The organism is Pseudofrankia coriaricola (assembly GCF_032027725.1).
In the GTDB taxonomy this organism is placed as follows: Bacteria; Actinomycetota; Actinomycetes; order Frankiales; family Frankiaceae; genus Pseudofrankia.
On record NZ_JASNFO010000009.1, the window covers coordinates 24,548 to 45,931 of the forward strand.

Consider the following 21,384-nt stretch of genomic DNA (forward strand, 5'->3'; position numbering starts at 1 on the left):
GTGCGCAGGTATCCCGATGGATTGAATGGTTCGCCATACCTAGAACACTGTTCGCCCGGGTATTCGGGAGAGCGGTCCGGCGGCCACCGTGACGTCGGCCAGCCGCGACGCGACTGGCCGAGTCGGTAGCGACGTGCGCTGTTGTAGGGCGGCAGCGCTGGAGCCGACCAGTCAGGCACGATGCCTCCCCACGTCGGCAGCCCGGTTGCGCACGTGCATGCGATCCTACAAAAACATCTATAGGTATTCAACGGCTTGCCACCTGTCGGTAATCGGCCGGTCGATGCCGGGGTCGGGTAGGTTCTGGTGGAAAGGAAGGTTAACCTTCCCATTGGGCGCAACGAGCCCCGGGCCGGAGGTGCGCCGTCCGTCACCGAGCCAGGCGGCGTCCGCGCAGGTGGTCGGGAGGCTCGCATGTTTGATCATTTCGTCGTGTCCGTGCTGGTCGCCCCGCTGCTGACGTTGATCGGTACGTGGTGGCTGGCCGACCGCATCAGGCCGGACCTCGCGGCGCGGGTGATCGCCTGGTCGTCGGTGGTCGTCGCGACGGCGAGCTTTGTGAACCTGCTGGCCTTCGCGTTCAAGGCGCTCGCGGAAACCCGCCAGGTGGCGAGCATCGGCAACTGGTCCTCCGCCATCGTCCGGGCCGACACCGAGCACGTCGCCTGGGTCTCGGCGGTCGCGCTGGCGTGGGCCTCGCTCGCGACGCTCGCCGCCGCCGACGGGTACCGCCGCTACCGCCGTGCCCTCAGCACGGCCTGGTCGACGGTGGACGGACTGACGGTGGACGAACCGACGCTCGACGGGCTGGCTGGCGACGGCGAGGTGGTGGTGGTCCCGGACGAGCGGGTCGACGCCTTCGCGCTGCCCGGCCGCCGCGGCCAGAACGGACGCGTCGTCGTCACCTCCGGGATGCGGGCGGCGGTCGACAGTCACCTGTACGGGGCCATCGTCGCCCACGAGCATGCGCACCTGGCCGGCCGGCACCACCAGCTGGTGTGGCTGGCCCGGCTCGCCGGGCTGCTCCAGCCGATACTCTGGCCGGTGATCAAGAAGGTCGAGTACCTGGTGGAGCGGGCCGCCGACGAGGCGGCGGCGCGGTCGGTCGGTGACCGGGACGACATGGCCCGGGCGATCGCGCACGCCGCCCTCGCCGCCCTCGGCACGGACGGCACGTCGCGACGCCGGGTCGGGCCGCTGGCGATGAGCTCGCAGCCGAGCGTCGTTCCCCGCCGGATGGCCGCGATGACGAGCCCGGCGAAGGCCCGTGGATGGCTGCTCGCCCTGCCGCTGCTTCTCGCCGCCTTCACCGTCGCCTGGACCGGTGAGTGCGCCTACGACCTCCACGAGCTCCTCGCCCTCGCGGGCAGCGGCGGGGCGTGAAGGCTCTGCGCGCGCGTGGGGCCGGCGACGGGGCGAACGACCGGGCGGGCTACTGGTCCGACGGTGGTCGGGACTCCCGTTTCGGGGCCCGGGCGTCGAGCTGTTCGAGCATCCGCCGCATGACGCGCTCGTCACGCTTCGACAGCGATCCGAGGAACCTGCTCAGCACGACCTCGCGGTCCGGCCCCTCGTCAAGGATCTGGTGAATCCGCCGCGCCGCCAGCCCGGGCTCGTCGGCGACCGGCCGGTAGGCGAACGCCCTGCCCGCGCGCTCCCGCTCCACCAGGCCTTTGGCGTGCAGGCGGGACAGGATGGTCATGACGGTCGTGTAGGCAAGGTCGCTCCCGAGGCGGGTCATGACCTCGCGAGGGGTCAGCGGCCGACCGGCCGCCTGCAACGCCTGCATGATCGAGCGTTCCAGGTCGCCCGGCGGGCGCTTCTCGCGATCCACGGCACCTCCGCCTGACCAGCGCCCGAACACCTCTCGACGACGGCACCGCTCCGCTCGAGGACGATGGGTCCGCCACCGGCCGCCACCGGCCGCGACACCGCGGCCGTTCAGGTCCGATCCTCCCGAGCGAACGGCCACGTCCGACGCGCCCTGGTCACGGCTGGCGATCGACGAAATGACCGCCATCACCAGTCGGATCAGCCGCCCACTCATGCTATCGGTCGTGAACCGCCCCCTCCGGCGACACGTCCGGGGACGGCCAGGTGACCCGTTGGAAGGCTGTCCGCGACGCTCAGCGCGACCAGACCCGCGGCGCACCCGAGTTCTGGCGCCCAGGCCGCTGGACTACTGGTCCAGCCCGCACGGCTCGGCCGCTCCGGCGACATCGCGTTCAGCCGGACCGCCGCGTCGTCGCCGGCGCTGGCCAGCGTTCGTCCACCCGGCGAGAACCCAACGACGTCACCCGAGCGGAGTGGCCGTCGCCGTCGTGCCTATCGTCGCGAGGGTGAAACCAGGGGAGCTGCGGACCCTGGAGGCCGTGCGGGCGGAACTCGCGCGGCTCGTGCGCTACGACGACGAGTCGCTCGTTCATGACGTCTGGGTCAGGCAGCGGTACGAGGGCGGGTTCGCCGGGACCTACGCGCCTGCTCGGGCGGAGGCGGTGGCCACGGCCTGGCATGAGGCGGGCCACGCGGTGGCGGCGCTGGCCGCCCGGGCGCGGTTCAGTTCGGCGTCGATCCGCGCCGGCGCGCGTAGCTCCGGGCGGGTTCATGCGATCACCAGTGGCGGCGCGGACGAGTTCGTGATCGCGGCTGGCGGGCGGGTCGCGGAGGGCCTGCGGGGGTGGACGCTGCCGTCGTCGGACGCCGAGGTGCGGGCATGGCTGGCGTCGTGGCGGGACGACGGCGGGGACGCGCGACGGTTCCGGGCCGCCCTGGCGGGAACCCGGTTCGCCGCCGACGAGGCCGCCGCCTGGCGGCACTGCGTGGACATGCTGACCCCGCTGCGCCCGCAGATCCGCTCGCTGGCACGCGGCCTGCTGGTCTGGCCGCGACATCTGCCGTACGCGGTCGCGGCGGCACTCGCCGCTCCGGGGCCTGCTAGCTGACGATGTCCTTTCGCTGGAAGTGCCACCAGGCGAGGGCGAAGAACACCGCCGAATAGACCAGGACCAGGCCGCTCCCGCGCATCATGTTGTCCCATTGGATGCCGGGCCCGACCGCGTCGAGCCAGGCGTACTGGAAATGGGTGGGCAGGAACTTGCGGTACGGGTCCAGGGCCGTGATCGAGTCGAGGATGTTCGACAGGACCACGACCATGGTGGCCCCACCGACCGCGCCGAGCGGGGCGTCGGTGAGCACGCCGAACAGGAACGCGAGCGCCGCGACCAGCAGCGACTGCAGGCTGGCGTAGCCGACGACGATCAGCAGCCTCGTCAGCCCCTCCCCGGTCGTGAAGGAACCACCCAGGGGCGACTGCGCCGGCGCCCACCCGAAGAACATGCCGCCGATCACCAGCGCCCAGGCGGGCAGCAGGACGTTCGCGCCGAGGCTCAGCGACAGGGCAACGATCAGTTTCTGCCGCAGCAGCCGGGCGCGGGGCACCGGGATCGCGAGCAGGTAGCGCAACGAGGACCAGCTCGCCTCGCTGGCCACCGTGTCGCCGCAGAAGAGGGCGACCAGCACGACCAGCAGGAACGACGCCGAGGCGAACTCCGTGAACAGGGCGAAGTTGATCGCGCCCTTCGTGGCCAAAGTCGCCAGCAGCGGCCCCGAGAAGTTGCCGTTGTTCGTCCCGGAGGAGGAACCGGGCGAGCTCGCCTGGAAGGCGAGCGCGATGGCCAGCGGCAACAGCAGGAGAATGAGGGCGACCAGATGGGTCCGCCGGCGGCGCAGCTGCCGGACGAACTCGACCCCTGTCGGCAGTGTGCGGTTGGGCCGGAAGCCGCCGTCGCGGGCCCCGGCCACGTCGATGTCCATCAGCATGTCGTGCGCGCCGCGCTGGGTGGGGGGCGGCCGCAGCCCGTCGGGGGCGTCCGTGGGTGGCAGTGTCATTGATCCGCGCCGACCATCCTGAGGAACACTTCCTCCAACGAGCGTTGGGCTGGCATGATCTGCGACGTCATGCCGGCGGCGGTCAGGATGTGCTGCGCCTCCTCGGGATTCGCGACCGCGAGCTGCGTCCTGCTCGCGCCGACGATCTCCTCCACCGACCCGGCCGCGACGAGCCTCCCCTTGTGCATGACCACGACGTGGGTGCAGGTCTGTTCCACCTCGGCGAGCAGATGGCTGGAGATCACCACCGTGCGGCCCGTCGTGGCGTAGCGGCGCAGGACCTCCCGCATCTCCGCGATCTGCGGCGGGTCCAGGCCGTTGGTCGGCTCATCCAGGACCAGGAGCTCGGGCAGCCCGAGCATGGCCTGGGCGATCGCGAGGCGCTGGCGCATGCCCTGGCTGTACGTCTTGACCCGCCGCTCGACCGACGCTCCCAGCCCGGCGATCTCCAGCGCGGTGTCGACATGCGCGTCCCGTGGCGGCCGGCCGGTCGCCGCCCAGTACAGGCGCAGGTTGTCCCGTCCCGACAGGTGCGGCAGCAGCCCCGGGCCCTCGATGAACGTCCCGACCTTGGCGAGGACCGGTGCTCCCGCCTCCACGAGCTCGCCGAACAGGCGGACGGTGCCCGCCGTCGGCCTGATCAGCCCCATGAGCACGCGCAGCGCGGTGGTCTTTCCCGCCCCGTTCGGCCCCAGCAGCCCGACGACCTGGCCGCTTTCCACCCGGAAGCTCACGCCGTCCACCGCGCGGTACCCGTCGCTGTACTCCTTGACCAGGTCCTCGATGACCACCGGCACAGACGTCAGCTCGGCCGTCCCGGCTCGTCGGCGCCGGTGCCGGAGCCTCGAGACCAGCGTGCCGAGCAGGAGCAACGCCATCGCCGCGACGCCCGCCACCAGCCAGATCCATGGCAGGCCAGACCGCGCGAGCTGCCCGTCGATCGTGGCGACGGCCAGGTCGCCACGCAGAGACGTGCTGTCCAGCGCGATGACGTAGCTGCGGGGCGAGGCCGGCAGCTGGTAGGCCGAGTCGGTGGTACCGATGGCCACCACGATGCGGTGGCCGGCCGGTATCTGGGTCACGACGCCGGGCAGGGCCACCGTCACGGTCTGCGCGACGCCGGGCCGCAGGCCGGTGAGCTGGATCGGCGCCACCAGGCCGTTCGGGAGGTCGGGAGCCCCGTCCGGGGCCACGTCGACCAGCGACGCGAACAGCGTCGCGTCCGTGGCATCCCGCGCGGTCACCTGCAGGGCGATCGTCGACGATCCCCCCACGAGCATCCCGGCGGGCAGCGGCTCGGACACGAACGCCGCCACCTGGCCGGGAATCGTGGCCAGGCCCGTCAGCCCAGATCCGGACCCTGCCCCGGGCCCGGATCCGGACCCCGACCCGGATCCGGACCCCGACCCTGAGGTCGCCCCCGTCGACCTCGAAAGCGCGGTCGCGTTGGCCAGCAGGCCGCCCAGGCCCGGGATGGTGGTGATGGCGGCCGGGCTGCCGCCGGCCGGCGCGTAGATGGTCTGGGGCGGGCCCGCGACGGTCACGCGGTCAGTCCGCCGGCTCGTCGCGTCGTCGTCCGCGCGGAGAATCCGCGCGATGGTCTGCCCGGTCTGGGCGGAGATGCTGCTGCCGGGCACGGCCACCTCGAACGAGGTGTCGAGCTGCCCGCGTCCGAGCAGTACCGGCGCGAACCAGTCGTCGACGTGCCGGGCCAGGACGTCGGCGGACGTCGTCCCGTCGTGGCCGCCGCTTCGCCAGATCTCCTTCACCGGGGTGCCGTGGGCGGCGATGCCACGGGCATTCGCGTCCGCCTGGCCGAGGGAGAACAACGAGTCCCGCTCGCCCTGGATGAGCACTGTCGGCGCCCTGATCCGGTCGAGCACGCTGGCCGGGCTGGACGCCCGCAGCAGCGACACGATCGTCGCGTCCGCCTGTCCGGTGGTGGCCGCCCGCTGGTAGGCGGCGCACAGGTTCGGCGCGAACCGCCCACACTCGCCGGGCCGCTGGTCCGCGGCGGAGGTGAACAGCACGCCGGCCCACTGCTTCTTGAAGACGCCCGGCCGATCGGCGGCGGCTGGCTGGCCGGCGGCGGGGGCCGCCTGGCCGGTGGCGACGGCATTCGGAAACAGCGCCTGCGACAGGTCGTTCCAGGTGATGTCGGCCGCGACCGCGTCGATCCGCTTGTCATTGCCGGCCGCGAGCAGCCCGAGCGCGCCGCCGTAGGACGAGCCGGCGACGCCCACGCGCGGGTCGCCGGGCGCGTCCTTGCGCACCTGGGGCAGCGTGGCCAGGTAGGTGATCAGCTTGCTCGCGTCCGCCACCTCGTACTCCGGAGCGTCCAGGTGGACCAGTCCGCCGGATCGACCGAAGCCCCTCGCCGTGTAGGCGAGGACGAAGTACCCGCGCTTTGCCAGGGAACGAGCCGCGTCGGCGAGGTCATCCTTGGAGCCGCCGAACCCCTGGGCGAGCAGGATCGCCGGCGCCGGCGTGGCGCGCGGCCGGTAGCTGGTGGTATCCAGCATGACCGCCGAGCCGTTCTCCGCGGTGCCGGCGACGAACCGGGACTGGGTCCGGATCGAGGCGTCGGAGCTGGGCACCACCACAGCCACCAGGGCGCCAGTGACTGCCAGGACCGCCACTCCGGCGACGACGACAAGACGGCGCCGGCCCTTGAGCCGGGCTCTGAGTCGACCCTTGAAAGGAGCCTTCACCGCGGCTGGTTCGGCCGACGGACCAGGTGGGCCACCTCGATGGGACGCCGCGCCGGGCGAACCGCCGGCGAGAGGCGTCGCGCGCGGCGGCCAGGCGGTCGCCGGCCCACTCGCCGTCCGTCGCGACCGTGACCGTCGCGCACACCGGTCGAGCTCACAGGTGCCACCGGGATGTCACTCCTTCCGCCGCGAACGATGGTCAGACGTCGAGCATCTGGTCGTCCGGAACGAGCTGGCCACGTCGACCGTAACGGCACCGGTGAATCCCGCATCACCCCGAGGTAGGCCCGACTACATACTCACAGTGGCACCAGACCAGCTCGGCGGTCTCGGCAGGCCATACCTGGCGGCTTCGGCCTACTCGCCTGCCCCCACGACGTGACGCCGGCCGCTGGGCCACCGCGGCGGCGCCCGCTCACCTGTCTGGACGGTCCGGCCGCTTGTGTGCCGGTCTTCATGCTGACAGTTCTGGCCGGTCCGGTCGACGGGACGGCGCGCATGATGGGGTGATGGTGCTGCCCAGGGTGCCCAGGCTGTCCGTCGATGCGGGCGAGATCCGCTCGTGGGTCGGCGGCGAGGTCTTCGCGCGGGTCGCCGGGCCGGATGGCCCACAGCGGCGCGAGCGGATCTTTGAGGCCGCAGGCGAGCGATGGTTCGCCGAGGACCGCCCGATCCGGCGGGTGCACGGCGACTCGGCGATGTTCGTCGGCGGCCTGCGCGCGCTTCTGCTGCAGTCGCTGCATCCGCTGGCGATGGCCGGGGTGGCCGCGCACTCGGACTTCCGCGCCGACCCCTGGGGCCGCCTGCAGCGGACCAGCTACTTCCTGTCGGCGACGACGTTCGGGCCGGCTGACGAGGCGGAGCGGGCGATCGCCCGGGTGCGGGGCGTGCATCGCCGCGTCCGCGGGACGGCGCCCGACGGCCGGCCGTACGCGGCCTCCGACCCGCATCTGCTGCGCTGGGTGCACCTCGCGGAGGTGGACAGCTTTCTCGCGGCCTATCAGCGCTACGGCGCGGCTGCGCTGACCGCGGCCGAGCGGGACGAGTACGTCCTGGACACCGGTCTGGTGGCGGAGAAACTCGGCATCGACGGCCCGCCGCGCACCGTGGCGGAACTGTCCGACCAACTGGCGGGCTACCGCGCGGAGCTCGCCGGCACGCCGCAGGCGCGCCAGGCCGCGCGGTACCTGCTGGTCGGCGCGCCGCTCCCCCTCCCGGCCCGGGCGCCATACAGCGCGCTGGGAGTGGCCGCGGTCGGTCTGATGCCCGCGTGGACGCGGTGGCCGCTTCGGCTGCCCTACCTGCCGGTCGTCGAGGCGACCGTCGGCCGGCTGGCCGGCTGGGGTGTGGTGGCCGGCGTCCGCTGGGCGACGAGCCCGGCCGCGCGTTCCGAGGAGGTTCACCGGCCGGCGCCCTGACGGCGTCCGTTCCTGGGTGCCCCGGACGGACCCACACGGGTCACCTGGACGTTGACGTCCCGTACTCGTGGCCCAGAGGTGGCGGCGCCCGTCAGGCCAGGGAGCTCCGTCAGGTCAGGGCGCGCAGCGCCGCGGCGGCCTGCGCGATGCAGGTGGCGACGTCCTGTGGCTCTTCGGCGGGGACCTCGGCGGAAAGCCAGTGCGCGAACCCGACCTGGAAGACCGTCACCGCGCTGTGGGCGGCGAGGCTGGCGGCGGGCTCGGCGACTCCGCGGGTGCGCAGCGCCTCGGCGGCCGTGTCGGCCATGGCCGCGAGCTTGAGCAGTTCGCGCTCCTGCAGGCTCGGGTTGGCTGCGATGATCTTGGACCGGCGGATGGCGTGGTCGCGGCGGCCCTCCAGCAGGCTGCCGCCCGCGACCACCCCGGCGAGCGCCGCGTCGAGCGGCGACAGGTCGGCCGGCGCGGCCAGGATCGCGTCATACGCCGTCCGCTCCATGGTCTTCGAACCGTCGAAGAGGACCTCGCGCTTGTCGGCGAAGTGCCGGAAGAAGGTGCGCTCGGTGACGCCGGCGCGCTCGGCGATGTCGCCGGCGGTGGTCTGCTCGAAGCCGCGCTCGACGAAAAGCTCCACCGCGGCGCGGATCATCCGCCCCTGTGCGTCCGGCAGCCAGCGCCCCATATCAGGGAGTGTAGTGATGACAGGCGCTGACATGTCATGCTACGGTTGATGTCAGTAACTGACATACCCGTGGAAGGAAACCCACCATGCGCGTCTTCGTCACCGGCGCCTCCGGCTGGATCGGCTCGGCCGTCACCGACGAGCTCCTCGTGGGCGGCCACCAGGTCGTGGGCCTCGCCCGCTCCGGCGAGTCGGCCGCCGCCCTGGCGGCCAAGGGTGCCACCGCCCACCGCGGCAGCCTGGACGACCTTGACAGCCTGGCCTCAGGCGCCGAGGCCGCCGACGGCGTCATCCACCTCGCCTTCAAGCACGACTTCTCCGACTACGCCGGCGCCGGGCGCACTGAGCACGCCGCCGTCCAGCGCATGCTCGACACGCTCAAGGGCAGCGACCGGCCGTTCCTGGTCGCCTCCGGGCTGGCGTCGGGCGTCGCCGGGCGGCCGCTGACCGAGGACGACGCCTCGCCGTTCCACGGCGCCGACTCGATGCGCGGCGGCAGCGAGAACCTCGCCCTGGGGTTCGCCGACCGAGGGGTCCGCCCGGTGGCCCTGCGTTTCTCCCCGACCGTGCACGGCATGGCGGACCACGGCTTCACCGCGGTCCTGACGAAGATCGCGAAGGAGGCCGGGGTGGCCGGCTACATCGGCGACGGCGCGACCTGCTGGGCGGCCGTGCACCGCTCCGACGCCGCGCGGCTGGTCCGCCTCGCGCTGGAGAAGGCACCGGCGGGTTCGCGGGTGCACGCGGTGGCCGAGGGTGGCATCCCCTCCCGCGACATCGCCGCCGCCATCGGGGACTACCTGGGCCTGCCGACGGCGTCGGTCTCGCCGGCGGACGCGGAGGCCCACTTCGGCTGGATCGGGCGCTTCTTCGGCATGGACGCCATCGCGTCCAACGCCCATACCCGGGAACTGCTCGGCTGGACGCCGACCGGCCCGACCCTGTTGGAGGACATCGCGGCCGGCGCCTACGCGTTGCCGGAGTAAACGCTCCTTGCCGAAGGAAGCCGGGCGGCGATCCTGGATTCCGTCAGTCTCCGATGGGGGTGGAACCCAGCACGTCGAACCTGGAGGGCTGGCCCTTGTCGTCGAGGGCCGTCGACAGGCCGCCCCGTACGCAGACCGCCGGGTTCGCCGGGTCGGCCTTCCCGTTGCAGCGGAACTTCTGGCCGCCCGAGCCGGGCAGTTCCTTCTCCGGCATCGCCTGGATGGTCGCGTTGACGGTCGCCGGAGTGATGTCGCCCTTGATGCCCTCGACGGCGGTGGCCAGGCCGGCGAGCGTCATGAACATGCTCCGGCCGATGACCGCGTCGGTGCCGGTGATGCCGTGGCTGTAGGTCTTGAGCACGGCGTCGTAGAGCACGGTGGAGGGGTCGGTGCCGCCGTTGGGGACGGTGGCGGAGACGACCATTCCGTTGAGCACGTCGGCGGGCACGGCCTTGCGGGTGGCGTCGGTGATGCACTGCGAGATCGCACTGATCGTGCCGTCGTAGCCCACGGCCTTCAGTCCGTTGAACGCGCTGATGCAGAAGGTGTCGTTGCCGATGACGAACACGAGGCCGGGCTTGCCGTCGATGGCGTTCTGCATCTGGGGCGTCATGTCCGCGGTGCCCGGCGGCACCGTGACGAGCTGGTATTCGAGGCCCGCCTTGGTGAACGCCGCCGGCGCGATGTCCTGGGCGGTGTGCAGCGCGGCGGGCACGTCGATCACCACCGACGTCACCTTCTTCACCCCCAGCTTCTTCGCGAGGCTGATCGGCATCTGGAGCACCGCGTAGGTCGGGTCGCCGAGGGTGAACGACGACTCGCTGTCGGCGAGCACGTCGGTGCTGCCGGCGCCGTAGAGCATCGTGGGTATGTTCGCGGCAGCCAGGGGCTTCCAGACGTCGTCGACCACCCCAGACTCGGCGACGGCGACGGCGACGACGTCACCTGCGACCAGTTGGTTCGCGCAGTCGGCGGCCTTCGACGGGTCCGCCTGCGTCTCGCACTTCACGATTTTGATCGGGCGGCCGCCGAAGCCGGAATGCCGTTCGTTGAGGTAGGCGGCGGTGGCGTCGGCGACGTCGAGCTGAGAGGAGGCATCGAAGGCGGGGGTCGCGCCGTCCGAGATGACGCCGATCTTCACGGGCTCGCCGCTCGCGGCCTTCACGGGCCCGAGCACGTCGGCGTTCGCCGTGGTGTTCGCGGGCGCGGGGGTGTCGTCGTCCGACCCGCAGGCCGCCCCGAACACCACCAGGGCCAGCGACGCGGATAACAGCGCGCCCAACGGTCGTCGTCCCGGTGAGGCGCTCGTCCGTCGTACGGGCGAGACCACTCTTCTCCGCATGTCCACGCTCCTCTTTGCCGGGGGCAGAAATCAGTCGGCGGATGTGGGGGACAGTCCGAGCGCGGCGGCCAGGACAGCCGTCGCCTCCTTGTTTTCCCGCTGGCTGACGATGGCCTGCGCCGCGATTCCCGAGCCGTGGAACGTGCCGGGGTACAGGTGGAGCTCGACCGGCACCTCGGCGGCGAGCAGCGCCTGGGCGTAGGCGATGCCCTCGTCGCGCAGCGGGTCGAACTCCATCACCGAGATGTAGGCGGGTGGCAGGCCAGTCAGGTCGGTTGCCCGGGCCGGCGCGGCGTAGGGCGAGACGCCGGGCGTGCCCGGGACGCCCTCGCCGAGATAGGAGTTCCAGCTGATGACCGCGTTGGGCCGGTTCCACATGGGGGTGTCGACGAACCGGCGCATGCTCGGGGTGTCGAGCCGGTCGTCGATCTCGGGAACGCCGAGGAACTGGAAACACAGCGGGGGGCCGCCGAGGTCGCGGGTCAGCAGCGCGAGCCCGGCCGCGAGGCCCGCGCCGGCGCTGATCCCGCGGACCGCGATCCGGGTCGGGTCGACGCCGAGGTCGGCCGTGTTCTTCGCCAGCCATTCCAGGGCGGCATAGCAGTCCTCCAGCGGGGCCGGGAACGGATGTTCCGGGGCCAGCCGGTATTCGACCGAGACGACGACCACGCCCAGCGCGCGGACCAGGTCCAGGCAGGACCCGTCGTCGATGCTGATGTCACCGATCACGAACCCGCCGCCGTGGATGTTGAGCACGCCGGCGGTGAGGCCGGCAAGCGTTCCGGAGCCCGGGCGCGCCGGCCGGTAGACCCGGACGGGGACCTCGGGTGCGCCCGGCGGCCCGGGAACGCGCAGGTCCCGCACGTCGACCCCGGTGGTGTCGGACCGCATGCCGTTCCTGAACTCGTCGAGCAGGGCACGGAACGAGGCCAGGTCGGTGAAGTCAGGCGTCGGCAGCATCGGGATGACAGCTGCCAGCTCGGGGTCGAATCGGTAGGTCATCGCGGATCTCCCTCAGCGGATATCCCTCAACGGTGGCTGGCAGCACTCTGCCCAACCCGCGGGTCCCGGTCATCCGCCAGTCGTCGGACGTTCGCGCGCCAGCACCCGCCACCTGGCGACGGGCGCGGATATGGCTGGTGACGGGTTGCCATCGTTGGGGTGTGGCGGCGTCGCCGAGGGAGGCCGTAACCTCCCGGTGTGCGAACGGCTGCCTGGACGAGCGGCGGTGGCCGGCGGTGAAGGGCCTGCTGCTGCAGCTGTCCGCGCTCGACGCGGACGCCGAGAGCGCGGTCCGGGTCATCGCGTACTTCGATGCCCTGGTGGCCGCCCGTGCCGACGCCGCCTCCCTGGTCCGCGCCACCGCGGCGCTGGCCGAGTGCGGCGCCGGGCTGGAGACCCCGGACACCGGCCAGGTGCGGTACCGCCAGGACGGTACTTCCGCGCCGCCCCCACAGCCCGCGACGGACGGGTCCACGGTGCCCGGGCATGTCTCCGGTTGGATGAGCCTCGGCGACGACGGCGGCCGGGTGTGGCTGGAGCGGCCCGGCCCGCCTCGCCCGCTGGACGAGATCGTCCTGGAGCGGATGGCGATCGCCGCGCGGGCCATCGGCACGAGGGCCCGTCCGTCGCTGCACATCGCCGACCCGGCCCTGGTGGAGCTGGTGCTCTCCGACCGGGAGTCGGCCGAGGACCGGGCTCGGGCGCTGCGCCTGCTCGGGCTGCTGCCTGACGTCGCGGTGCGGGCGGTGGCGATCTCCCCACCGGCGGGGATGGACGTCGGAGTGCAGGCGGTCGCCCTGATGGCCCGCGGCCGGCTCGGGCGGCGCACCGTCCGCGTCGCGGTTCTGGGCCGGATGGCGGCGGTGCTGCTCCAGGACCGGTCCGCGGCGGCGAGCCCTGCCAGCGACCTGCGCCTCGCGCTCGCCGAGCGCCCGTCCAGCCGGACAGGCGCGGAGGTCCTGCCGGACGAGGAGCGGGACGAGACCTCTCCCGGCGGGAGGCAGGGGGGCGGTGGCTTCGACCGCTCGACCTCCACCGGTCACTGGGACGCCGCCGCGCAGCCGCGGGTGGGCATCGGCGGCCCGGTCGACGGGCTCGACGCCCGGCTCTCCTGGCGCCAGGCGCGCCTCGCGCTGCGGTTCGCGGCCCCCGGATCGGCCGACGCACTGGTCGTCGACTACGCGGAACTCGGCTCGGTCGCGCTGCTAGCCGACGTCCCCGTCGACCGGCTGCGCTCCGACCCGGACGTCCGCGCCCTCGACACGCTCGCCCAGGCGCCGGCCGGGGCTGGCGACATCGCCGTCCTCGAGGCGTACTGCCGGGCGACCTCGCTACGACAGGCGGCCGCCGTCCTGTACCTGCACCACAGCTCCGTCGCCGCCAGGGTGGCGCATCTGGAGGACATCCTCGGCTGGCGTCTCGACGAGCCCGAGGGACGGTTCCGCGCCCGCCTCGCCCTGCTGGCCCGCCGCCTCGCGACCGCGCCGTAGCGGCCGGCGCCAGGAAGGGCCGGCCCGGCGCTTGCCGCCGTGGCGATCCCATCGTGGGCGGGGTCTGGTGCGCCGCGGGCGATGTTGTCGGGGGATGGCTCCGGGCTCCGCCGGACAGCCGGGCTGGATGATCGCCGAGCTGGATGTAAAGTTTTCTAGACATCAAGTCAAAGATGCTCTACCTTCGGGATGTCAAAGATTCTGGACATCGAGGGGTCGGGCATGACACACGAGCAGAAGAGGGCGTGGATCAGACTCGTCGTCTCCGTCGTCGCGTACGCCGCCTACGTGGTCGTCGTCGCGGCGCGGACCGACGGACGTCCGCTGTCTGGCGCGCCGTACGTCGCGGCGCTGCTGTGGAGTGTCGGCGCGGCCATCGCCGCGTCGATCGTGGTGGAGATCGCGATCGGCGTGACGAACCCAAGGGCGTCCCGGGTGGTCGACGAACGTGACCGTGAGATCGGCCGGCTCGGCGAGCACGTCGCCCAGTCGTTCGTGGTCATCGGCGCGGTCGCCGCGATGCTCATGGCGATGGCCGAATGGGACACCTTCTGGATCGCCAACGTGATCTACCTGTGCTTCGTGCTGTCGGCGATCCTCGGCGGCGTCACCAGGGTCGTCCTCTACGGCGGGGGCGTCCCGCGGTGGTGAAGCCGACCCGCGTGACGAACCGCATCCGCGGGCTGCGCTTCGCCAACGGCGAGATGACGCAGGCCGAGCTCGCGGAGCGCCTCGGAGTGACCCGGCAGACGGTCATTGCCATCGAGCAGGGCCGGTACTCGCCGTCCCTTGAGACGGCGTTCCAGATCGCCCAGGTGTTCGGTGTCCGGCTCGACGACGTGTTCCAGTACCCGGATCCGGAGGAGGAGAAGCAGCGATGAAGGCGATTGCTCAGGACGGGTACGGCCCGCCCGACGTGCTCATGCCGCGGGAGGTCGACAGGCCGACGATCGGCGATGCGGAGGTGCTCGTCCAGGTGCGGGCCGCCGGGGTCGACCCGGGTGTCTGGATCTTCATGGCTGGCCGGCCGTATGCCGTGCGGCTGGCGGCCGGGCTGCGCAGGCCCAAGGTCTCGGTGCGGGGCCGCGCCTTCGCGGGGGTGGTCGCGGCCACCGGCGACGGCGTGACCGGGTTCCAGCCCGGGGACGAGGTGTACGGGACGACCCCACGCGGGACGTACGCCGAGTACACGGCGGCGCGGGCGGACCGGATGGCCCGCAAGCCCGCGAACGTGACGTTCGACCAGGCCGCGGCCGTTCCCATCTCGGCGCAGACCGCGTTGCAGACCGTGCGCGACCGCTGCGCCGTCCAGGCGGGGCAGCGGGTGATGGTGATCGGCGCGACGGGCGGCGTCGGGTCGTACGCGGTGCAGCTCGCCAAGGCGTACGGCGCGGCGGTGACGGCCGTGTGCGGCCCGGGACGGGCGGAGCTGGCACGGTCCATCGGCGCCGACGACGTCATCGACCACACCCGCGAGGAGATCGACCGCGACGGCCCGGTGTACGACGTGGTCATCGACACCGCGGGGGACCGCCCACTGTCGCTGCTGCGGCGCGCCCTCACGCCCCACGGGACGTTGGCGATCGTCGGCGGCAGCTACCGCCAGGGCCGGCTGCTTGGCGGCGTCAGCCGGCAGATGCTGCGCGCGCCGCTGCTGTCGATGTTCGTGGGCCAGCGGCTGCGCAACGTCACCGCGACCGAACGCGCCACCGACCTCACGGAGCTGACCCGGCTCATCGAGTCCGGCGCCGTCACCCCGGTCGTCGACCGCGTCTACCCCTTGGCCGAGGCGTCGGACGCCCTCCGCCATCTCACCGACGGGCACCCCGCCGGGAAGCTCGTCGTCACCGTCGCATAGGCACTGCCAGCCGCGTGCCGAGGCCGAGGCACGGGCACGGGGCATGGACACGGGGCGTCGTGCGGGACCTCGCGGCGGGCCGTGGACCCCGAGGGCGGCGAGGCGGCTCACCCTTTCTCATGTACGGGAGAAAAAAGTTCGGGCGGCGATGTCGAGAACTTGTGGCTGGCTCCGTCCCGGCGGTGAACGTGACCAGTATGGGTCGCTCCAGGACCGAGGAGAACACGATGGCCAAGTACTTGCTGCTCAAGCACTACCGCGGCGCTCCGGCGGCGGTCAACGATGTGCCCATGGACCGGTGGACGCCGGAGGAGATCTCGGCGCACGTGGGGTACATGAACGACTTCGCGGCCCGGCTCGAGGGGACCGGCGAGTTCGTCGACGGTCAGGCGCTCGCGCCCGAGGGGATGTTCGTCCGGTACGACGGTGAGGGGCGTCCGCCGGTCACTGACGGGCCGTTCGCCGAGACCAAGGATCTCATCGCCGGTTGGATGGTGATCGACGTCGACAGCTATGAGCGTGCCATCGAGCTGGCCGGGGAGCTGTCGGCCGCCCCCGGGGCTGGCGGGAAGCCGATCCACGAGTGGCTTGAGGTGCGTCCGTTCCTGGGCTCGGCGCCCACCATCACCGAGTGCCATGGCCATGGGTGAAGAGTGACTTCTCGGGTGAATGAGGCCCTGCTGCGGAGCCTCACACCGAGCGTGCTCGGGATCCTCGTCCGCCGCGGAGCAGACTTCGCGGCGGCCGAGGACGCCGTGCAGGACGCGCTGGTCGAGGCGGTCCGCGTCTGGCCGGCCGACTCGCCGCGGGACCCGAAGGGCTGGCTGATCACCGTGGCCTGGCGCAAGTTCCTCGACGCGACCAGGGCGGACGCCGCCCGCCGCCGGCGTGAGGACCTCGTCGACGAGGAGCCGGCGCCCGGGCCCGCGCCCGCGGTGGACGACACGCTGCAGCTCTACTTCCTGTGCGCCCACCCGTCGCTGACGCCGTCGTCGGCGGTCGCGCTTACGCTGCGCGCCGTCGGCGGGCTGACCACCCGCCAGATCGCGCAGGCCTACCTGGTGCCCGAGGCGACCATGGCGCAGCGCATCAGCCGTGCCAAGCGCACCGTCTCCGGCGTGCGGTTCGACCAGCCCGGCGACGTCGCCACCGTGCTGCGCGTCCTCTACCTGGTCTTCAACGAGGGCTACTCCGGCGACGTCGATCTCGCCGCCGAGTCCATCCGGCTCACCCGGCGGCTCGCGGCGGCGATCGACCACCCCGAGGTGGCCGGGCTGCTCGCGCTCATGCTGCTCCACCACGCCCGGCGGGCCACCAGGACCGCGCCCGACGGCAGCCTGGTGCCGCTCGCCGAGCAGGACCGCGGCCGGTGGGACACCGCGTCGATCGCCGAGGGCGTCGAGATCCTGCAGGCGGCCCTCGCCCTCGACCGCCTCGGCGAGTTCCAGGCCCAGGCCGCCATCGCGGCGCTGCACGCCGACGCGCCCACCGCCGAGGAGACCGACTGGGTGCAGATCGTCGAGTGGTACGACGAGCTCGCGCGCCTGACCGACAGCCCGGTCGTCCGGCTCAACCGCGCGGTCGCCGTCGGCGAGGCCGACGGACCGCGTGCCGGGCTGGCGGCGCTCGCCGCGCTGGACGACTCCCTGCCGCGCCGCGCCGCCGTCGCGGCGTATCTCCACGAGCGCGACGGCGACCTGGCGACGGCGGCGGGGCTGTACGCCGAGGCGGCCCGAAAGGCGCCCAACCTCGCCGAACGCGACCACCTGACACGCCAGGCCGCCCGGCTCAACGCCCGCCGACGTCGCTGACGGGTCGCGCCTGCTATCCGGCGCTATCCGGTGGCGATGGAGATTGGGCGATGGAGATTGATTTGGTGTCGAGGTAGCTTTCGAGGCCTTCGCGGCCGAGTTCGCGGCCGTAGCCGCTGGCCTTCACCCCGCCGAAGGGTGCCGCCGGGTCCATGGAGTACCCCTGGTTCACACCGAAGGTTCCGGTCCGTACTCGGCCGGCGATGTGGAGGCCGTGGGCGGTGTCGGCTGTGAAGACGGAGCCGGCGAGGCCGTATTCGGTGTCGTTGGCGATCCGGATCGCCTCGTCCTCGTCGCGGTAGGGGAGGACGACGATCACCGGGCCGAAGATTTCCTCGCGGGCGATGGTCATCGCGGGGGTGACGTCGCTGAAGACGGTGGGTTGGACGTACCAGCCGGTGTCGAGGCCGGTGGGCGGGGCGCTGCCTCCGGTGGCGAGTCGGGCGCCCTCGCGCAGGCCGGTGTCGATGTAGCCGCGTACCCGTTCCTGCTGGCGCCTGGTTACCAGCGGGCCCATCTGGGTGTCCGGGTCGGATGGGTCTCCGATTCTGATGGTCGAGAGTTCCGCGGTGAGCGCGTCCGTGTAGTCGTCGAGGCGGCCCGCGGGTGCGAGTACGCGGGTGAGGGCGTTGCAGATCTGGCCGGCCATGCCCATGCCGGAGAAGCGGACGGCTTTCGCGACGGTGGCTGGGTCGGCGTCGTCCAGGGCGATGGCGGCTGACTTTCCGCCGAGTTCGAGGCTGACCTTGGTGAGGTTGGCGGCGCAGGCGGTGGCGACCTGCCGGCCGGCGGCGGTCGAGCCGGTGAAGGAGACCTTGTCGATGCCGGGGTGGCCGACGAGGTGGGCGCTGACGTCGCGCTCGGCGGGCAGGACGCTGACGACGCCGGGTGGCAGGCCGGCCTGGGTGAACAGGTCGGCGAGGAACAGTGCGTCGAGGGGTGACTCGGGTGCCGGCTTGAGGACGACCGCGCAGCCGGCGAGCAGGGCGGGAATCAGTTTGGTCACGGTCAGGAACTGCGGCATGTTCCACGGGACGATCGCGGCGACGACACCGACGGGCTCTCGGCGAAGGACGATGTCCTGCCCGTAGACACCCGGGCGGTTCTCCTGCCAGGGGTAGGCGGCGGCGATGTCGGCGAACGCGCCGATCATTGAGCCTGGCAGGCCGACCTGGGCGCGTCTGGCGAAGGAGATCGGGGCGCCGAGCTGGGCGGTGATGATCTGGGCCAGTTCGTCGCGCCGGGCGCTGTAGAGCGTGGCGAGCCGGCGGATTGCCTTGACGCGTTCGGCGGGGTCGGTGCGTGGCCACGGCCCTTCGTCGAAGGCCTGGCGCGCGGTGGCGACGGCACGGTCGACGTCCGCGGTGCCGGCCGCGGCGACGCTTCCGACCGGCTTCTCGCTGTGTGGGGAGATCACCTTGATGCGTGCCCCGGTGCTCGGGGTGACCCATTCGCCGCCGATGAACAGCTGTTCCTGCTCGTGCATGATCACTCCCTGTGCCGATCTCCGCTGATCGCGACCGCGCCGCCGGCCGTCTCCGGCCACCTCCGGGCACCAGCCGTCCCGTCCGCGGTGCCGCCGCGCCGGGTCATGGCCGCATGCCCGCCGCTCGGTCTGGGGGTCTTGCGGCTCGCGGCGAGCCTATGTTAGTCACTTGGAGAGCGTTAGTCAGTCGTAGAAAGCCCTCGATCGGTGATCTCGAGCGACCTCGACGGAGGACTGGGCCATGGCACGTGCCACCAAGTCGGCGGAGGCCAGCTGGACGGACCGCTACCCGGGGCTGGGTACCGGCCTCGTGTCGTACGAGGACTCGATCTCGCCCGAGTTCTACGAGCTGGAGCGCGAGGCGGTCTTCCGGCGGGCGTGGCTGAACGTCGGCCGGGTCGAGCAGCTGCCCCGCAAGGGGAGCTTCTTCACGAAGGATCTCGCGGTCGCGAAGACATCCGTCATCGTCGCGCGCGACCTGGACGGCCGGGTCCGCGCCTTCCACAACGTGTGCCGCCACCGGGGGAACAAACTTCTGTGGGAAAGGACGCCGAAGGAGGAGACCAGCGGCGTCTGCCGTCAGTTCATGTGCAAGTACCACGGCTGGCGGTACGGGCTGGATGGCCAGCTGAACTTCGTCCTCCAGCAGGAGGAGTTCTTCGACTTCGACAAGGCCGACTTCCCGCTCGTGTCGGTGCACTGCGAGGTCTGGGAAGGCTTCGTCTTCGTCAACCTGAGCGACGAGCCCAGCCAGACCCTCCTGGAGTTCCTCGGGCCGATGGTGCGCGGCCTGGAGGGCTACCCGTTCGATCTGGTGTCCGAGCGGTACGCGTTCAAGGCCGATCTCAACAGCAACTGGAAGATCTACCTGGACGCTTTCCAGGAGTACTACCACGCGTCGATCCTGCATTCGCAGCAGCAGGTACCGAGCCTGCGCAGCTTCGAGTCCGGCTTCAAGGCGCCGCATTACCAGATTGACGGGCCACACCGGATGGTCAGCACCGGCGGCTGGAAGGGCGTGCCGCGGCACATGCTGCCGCACGACCAGATGTACCCGATCGAGCCCCTCACCGAGGCCGGCCTCATGGGCCCCTGGCAGCGCCCGGACATTCCCGAGCTCGACCCGGCCAACCTGCCGGCGGGGCTCAACCCCGGCGGGCTGGACCCCTGGTCGATCTCGAACTTCCAGATCTTCCCCAACTTCGTGATCCTGGTCTACGAGCGCGGCTGGTATCTGACCTACCACTACTGGCCGACGTCCCACAACACGCACGCGTGGGAGATGTCGTACTACTTCCCGCGGTCGCGGACCGCCAGCGAGCGGATCCGTCACGAGGTCACCGCCGTCATTTCCAAGGAGGCCGGCCTCCAGGACGCCGGCACGCTCGACGGCACCCAGATGGGCCTGGAATCCAGGGTCATCGACAAATACCCGCTGTCCGACCAGGAGATCGCCGTTCGTCATCTGCACAAGGTCACCGGCGACTGGGTGCAGTCCTACCTTCGAGACGGAAGGGGGGTCCGGGCATGAGTGACTCGTTACTCCCGGAGGAGTTCGCCGACCTCGAGCCCTTTGCCGCCAGGTGGTGCATCCCCGGCGAGCCGGCCAGGTACACCGCGCGGCTGAACAGCACGATGGCGGACATGCAGGCGTTCTACGACGCCGCGTTCCCACGGGTACGAGACGCCATGGCGTATCTCGACCAGTTCCGGCTGGACGAGCTGCCCGAGCGGGCGGAGAACCTGCTGCACCTCGTGTACTCGTTCGTCATGGTCTCGCTGCCGGTCGAGGTCTGGCACCAGCCCAGGGTCATCGATGCCGGCACCGCCTACTTCGACCGCTACCTGGAGCCCGCGCCGTGACGACGACCATCACCTGCGAGCCACTCGCCGCCACCGTCGGCGCCGAGGTGAGCGGCGTCGACGCCGAGCGGCTTGCCCAGGACGACACTGGCGCGGGGGCGATCCTCGAGGCACTGGAGCACTATGGCGTGCTGGTCCTCCGTGGCCTGCATCTCGACCCGGACGACCAGGTCGCGTTCTGCCGCCGGCTCGGTGAGATTGACTTCGAGCAGGGACACCACCCGGTCGCGGGTATCTATCGGGTCACCCTGGACCAGTCGAAGAACTCCTCGGCGGCCTACCTCAAGGGCACCTTCGCCTGGCATATGGACGGGTGCACCCCGCTGCACGGCGAGCCGCCGCAGAAGGCGACCATTCTCAGCGCCAAGCAGGTGGCGGCGAACGGCGGGGAGACGGAGTTCGCCAGCACCTACGCCGGCTACGACGCGCTGTCCGACGGGGAGAAGGAACGGTTCGCGTCGCTGCGGGTGGTGCACACCTTCGAGGCGTCCCAGCGCACGGTCTACCTGGACCCGACCCCGGAACAGCTCGAGCGGTGGCGCGCCCGGCCGACCTCGACGCACCCCCTGGTCTGGACGCATCGCACCGGCCGTAGGTCGCTGGTCATCGGCGCCCACGCCAGCCACATCGTCGGAATGGATCTCGGCGAGGGACGGGCGTTGCTGGGAAAACTGCTCGACCACACGACCGCGTCCGGGCTCACCTACCGCCACGAATGGTCGGTGGGGGACACCGTCATCTGGGACAACACCGGCGTCGTGCACCGGGCGGCGCCGTACGACGCGGCCTCGCCGCGCGAGATGCTCCGCACGACCGTCTTCGGGGACGAGCCGATCCAGTGACCGCGGTG

20 protein-coding genes are annotated in these 21,384 nt (G+C 71.8%); 13 read left to right on the forward strand and 7 right to left on the reverse strand.

The genetic code is table 11. The features are described 5' to 3' along the window. Positions 1-414 precede the first annotated feature (414 nt). On the forward strand, positions 415-1,383 hold the full coding sequence (locus QOZ89_RS07035) for a M48 family metalloprotease (RefSeq protein WP_071047666.1): 969 nt from the start codon (positions 415-417) through the stop codon (positions 1,381-1,383). 49 nt (positions 1,384-1,432) lie between these two features. Here the strand turns inward: QOZ89_RS07035 and QOZ89_RS07040 are convergent, their stop codons facing one another. After that, positions 1,433-1,834, reverse strand: coding sequence for a BlaI/MecI/CopY family transcriptional regulator (locus tag QOZ89_RS07040; RefSeq protein ID WP_241841582.1), 402 nt, complete (start codon positions 1,832-1,834; stop codon positions 1,433-1,435). A 505-nt stretch (positions 1,835-2,339) separates the two neighbouring features. Here QOZ89_RS07040 and QOZ89_RS07045 point away from each other — a divergent pair. After that, on the forward strand, positions 2,340-2,942 hold the full coding sequence (locus QOZ89_RS07045) for a M50 family metallopeptidase (protein ID WP_071047679.1): 603 nt from the start codon (positions 2,340-2,342) through the stop codon (positions 2,940-2,942). Here QOZ89_RS07045 and QOZ89_RS07050 read toward each other — a convergent pair. Beyond that, positions 2,935-3,888 (reverse strand): ABC transporter permease, encoded by a 954-nt coding sequence (locus QOZ89_RS07050; protein WP_083418311.1) that lies wholly within the window; start codon positions 3,886-3,888, stop codon positions 2,935-2,937. The genes QOZ89_RS07045 and QOZ89_RS07050 overlap by 8 nt on opposite strands. Beyond that, positions 3,885-6,599, reverse strand: coding sequence for an alpha/beta fold hydrolase (locus QOZ89_RS07055; protein WP_071047665.1), 2,715 nt, complete (start codon positions 6,597-6,599; stop codon positions 3,885-3,887). Before QOZ89_RS07055 ends, QOZ89_RS07050 begins: the two co-directional genes overlap by 4 nt. A gap of 509 nt (positions 6,600-7,108) precedes the next feature. On the opposite strand from QOZ89_RS07055, the gene QOZ89_RS07060 reads away from it, so the two are divergent. Continuing rightward, the gene (locus QOZ89_RS07060; protein WP_071047664.1) at positions 7,109-8,017 is read left to right on the forward strand and encodes an oxygenase MpaB family protein; all 909 of its coding nucleotides are present in this window, start codon (positions 7,109-7,111) and stop codon (positions 8,015-8,017) included. 109 nt (positions 8,018-8,126) lie between these two features. On the opposite strand, the gene QOZ89_RS07065 is transcribed toward QOZ89_RS07060, so the two are convergent. Further along, entirely contained in the window at positions 8,127-8,729 is a 603-nt protein-coding gene (locus tag QOZ89_RS07065; RefSeq protein WP_198543141.1) for a TetR family transcriptional regulator, read from the reverse strand. Positions 8,730-8,782: 53 nt separating this feature from the next. Here QOZ89_RS07065 and QOZ89_RS07070 point away from each other — a divergent pair, with 53 nt between their 5' ends. Continuing rightward, complete coding sequence (locus QOZ89_RS07070; protein WP_071047662.1) at positions 8,783-9,682, forward strand: SDR family oxidoreductase; 900 nt, start codon at positions 8,783-8,785, stop codon at positions 9,680-9,682. Between the two features lie 43 nt (positions 9,683-9,725). Here QOZ89_RS07070 and QOZ89_RS07075 read toward each other — a convergent pair whose 3' ends face one another. Together QOZ89_RS07075 and QOZ89_RS07080 are read right to left on the reverse strand one after the other, a co-directional pair. Further along, positions 9,726-11,024, reverse strand: a complete 1,299-nt coding sequence (locus QOZ89_RS07075; RefSeq protein WP_083418310.1) for an ABC transporter substrate-binding protein — start codon at positions 11,022-11,024, stop codon at positions 9,726-9,728. Positions 11,025-11,054: 30 nt separating this feature from the next. After that, a complete protein-coding gene (locus tag QOZ89_RS07080; RefSeq protein ID WP_071047661.1) occupies positions 11,055-12,026 on the reverse strand; it encodes an alpha/beta hydrolase in 972 nt (323 codons plus the stop codon). A 236-nt stretch (positions 12,027-12,262) separates the two neighbouring features. Here QOZ89_RS07080 and QOZ89_RS07085 point away from each other — a divergent pair, with 236 nt between their 5' ends. From QOZ89_RS07085 to QOZ89_RS07110, 6 genes are all read left to right on the forward strand, one after another. Next, positions 12,263-13,516, forward strand: coding sequence for a PucR family transcriptional regulator (locus QOZ89_RS07085; protein ID WP_312623338.1), 1,254 nt, complete (start codon positions 12,263-12,265; stop codon positions 13,514-13,516). Between the two features lie 222 nt (positions 13,517-13,738). Then, positions 13,739-14,167, forward strand: a complete 429-nt coding sequence (locus QOZ89_RS07090; RefSeq protein WP_071047676.1) for a hypothetical protein — start codon at positions 13,739-13,741, stop codon at positions 14,165-14,167. 11 nt (positions 14,168-14,178) lie between these two features. After that, positions 14,179-14,397 (forward strand): helix-turn-helix transcriptional regulator, encoded by a 219-nt coding sequence (locus QOZ89_RS07095; protein ID WP_241841581.1) that lies wholly within the window; start codon positions 14,179-14,181, stop codon positions 14,395-14,397. Beyond that, a complete protein-coding gene (locus tag QOZ89_RS07100) occupies positions 14,394-15,374 on the forward strand; it encodes an NAD(P)-dependent alcohol dehydrogenase (protein ID WP_071047658.1) in 981 nt (326 codons plus the stop codon). Before QOZ89_RS07095 ends, QOZ89_RS07100 begins: the two co-directional genes overlap by 4 nt. Positions 15,375-15,601: 227 nt before the next feature. After that, positions 15,602-16,024, forward strand: a complete 423-nt coding sequence (locus tag QOZ89_RS07105) for a YciI family protein (protein ID WP_071047675.1) — start codon at positions 15,602-15,604, stop codon at positions 16,022-16,024. A 15-nt stretch (positions 16,025-16,039) separates the two neighbouring features. Next, entirely contained in the window at positions 16,040-17,185 is a 1,146-nt protein-coding gene (locus QOZ89_RS07110) for an RNA polymerase sigma factor (RefSeq protein ID WP_071047657.1), read from the forward strand. A gap of 13 nt (positions 17,186-17,198) precedes the next feature. Here QOZ89_RS07110 and QOZ89_RS07115 read toward each other — a convergent pair whose 3' ends face one another. After that, positions 17,199-18,671 carry an aldehyde dehydrogenase gene (locus QOZ89_RS07115; protein WP_312623339.1) on the reverse strand — a complete coding sequence of 491 codons (1,473 nt, stop codon included), beginning with the start codon at positions 18,669-18,671 and terminating at the stop codon, positions 17,199-17,201. A 241-nt stretch (positions 18,672-18,912) separates the two neighbouring features. Between QOZ89_RS07115 and QOZ89_RS07120 the strand changes: the two genes are divergently transcribed. The 3 genes from QOZ89_RS07120 to QOZ89_RS07130 are packed head-to-tail and all read left to right on the forward strand — an operon-like array spanning position 18,913 to position 21,376. Next, the gene (locus QOZ89_RS07120) at positions 18,913-20,202 is read left to right on the forward strand and encodes an aromatic ring-hydroxylating oxygenase subunit alpha (protein ID WP_071047656.1); all 1,290 of its coding nucleotides are present in this window, start codon (positions 18,913-18,915) and stop codon (positions 20,200-20,202) included. Continuing rightward, complete coding sequence (locus QOZ89_RS07125; RefSeq protein WP_071047655.1) at positions 20,199-20,534, forward strand: hypothetical protein; 336 nt, start codon at positions 20,199-20,201, stop codon at positions 20,532-20,534. Before QOZ89_RS07120 ends, QOZ89_RS07125 begins: the two co-directional genes overlap by 4 nt. After that, on the forward strand, positions 20,531-21,376 hold the full coding sequence (locus QOZ89_RS07130) for a TauD/TfdA dioxygenase family protein (protein ID WP_071047654.1): 846 nt from the start codon (positions 20,531-20,533) through the stop codon (positions 21,374-21,376). The genes QOZ89_RS07125 and QOZ89_RS07130 overlap by 4 nt, the downstream gene beginning before the upstream one ends. Positions 21,377-21,384 lie beyond the last annotated feature (8 nt).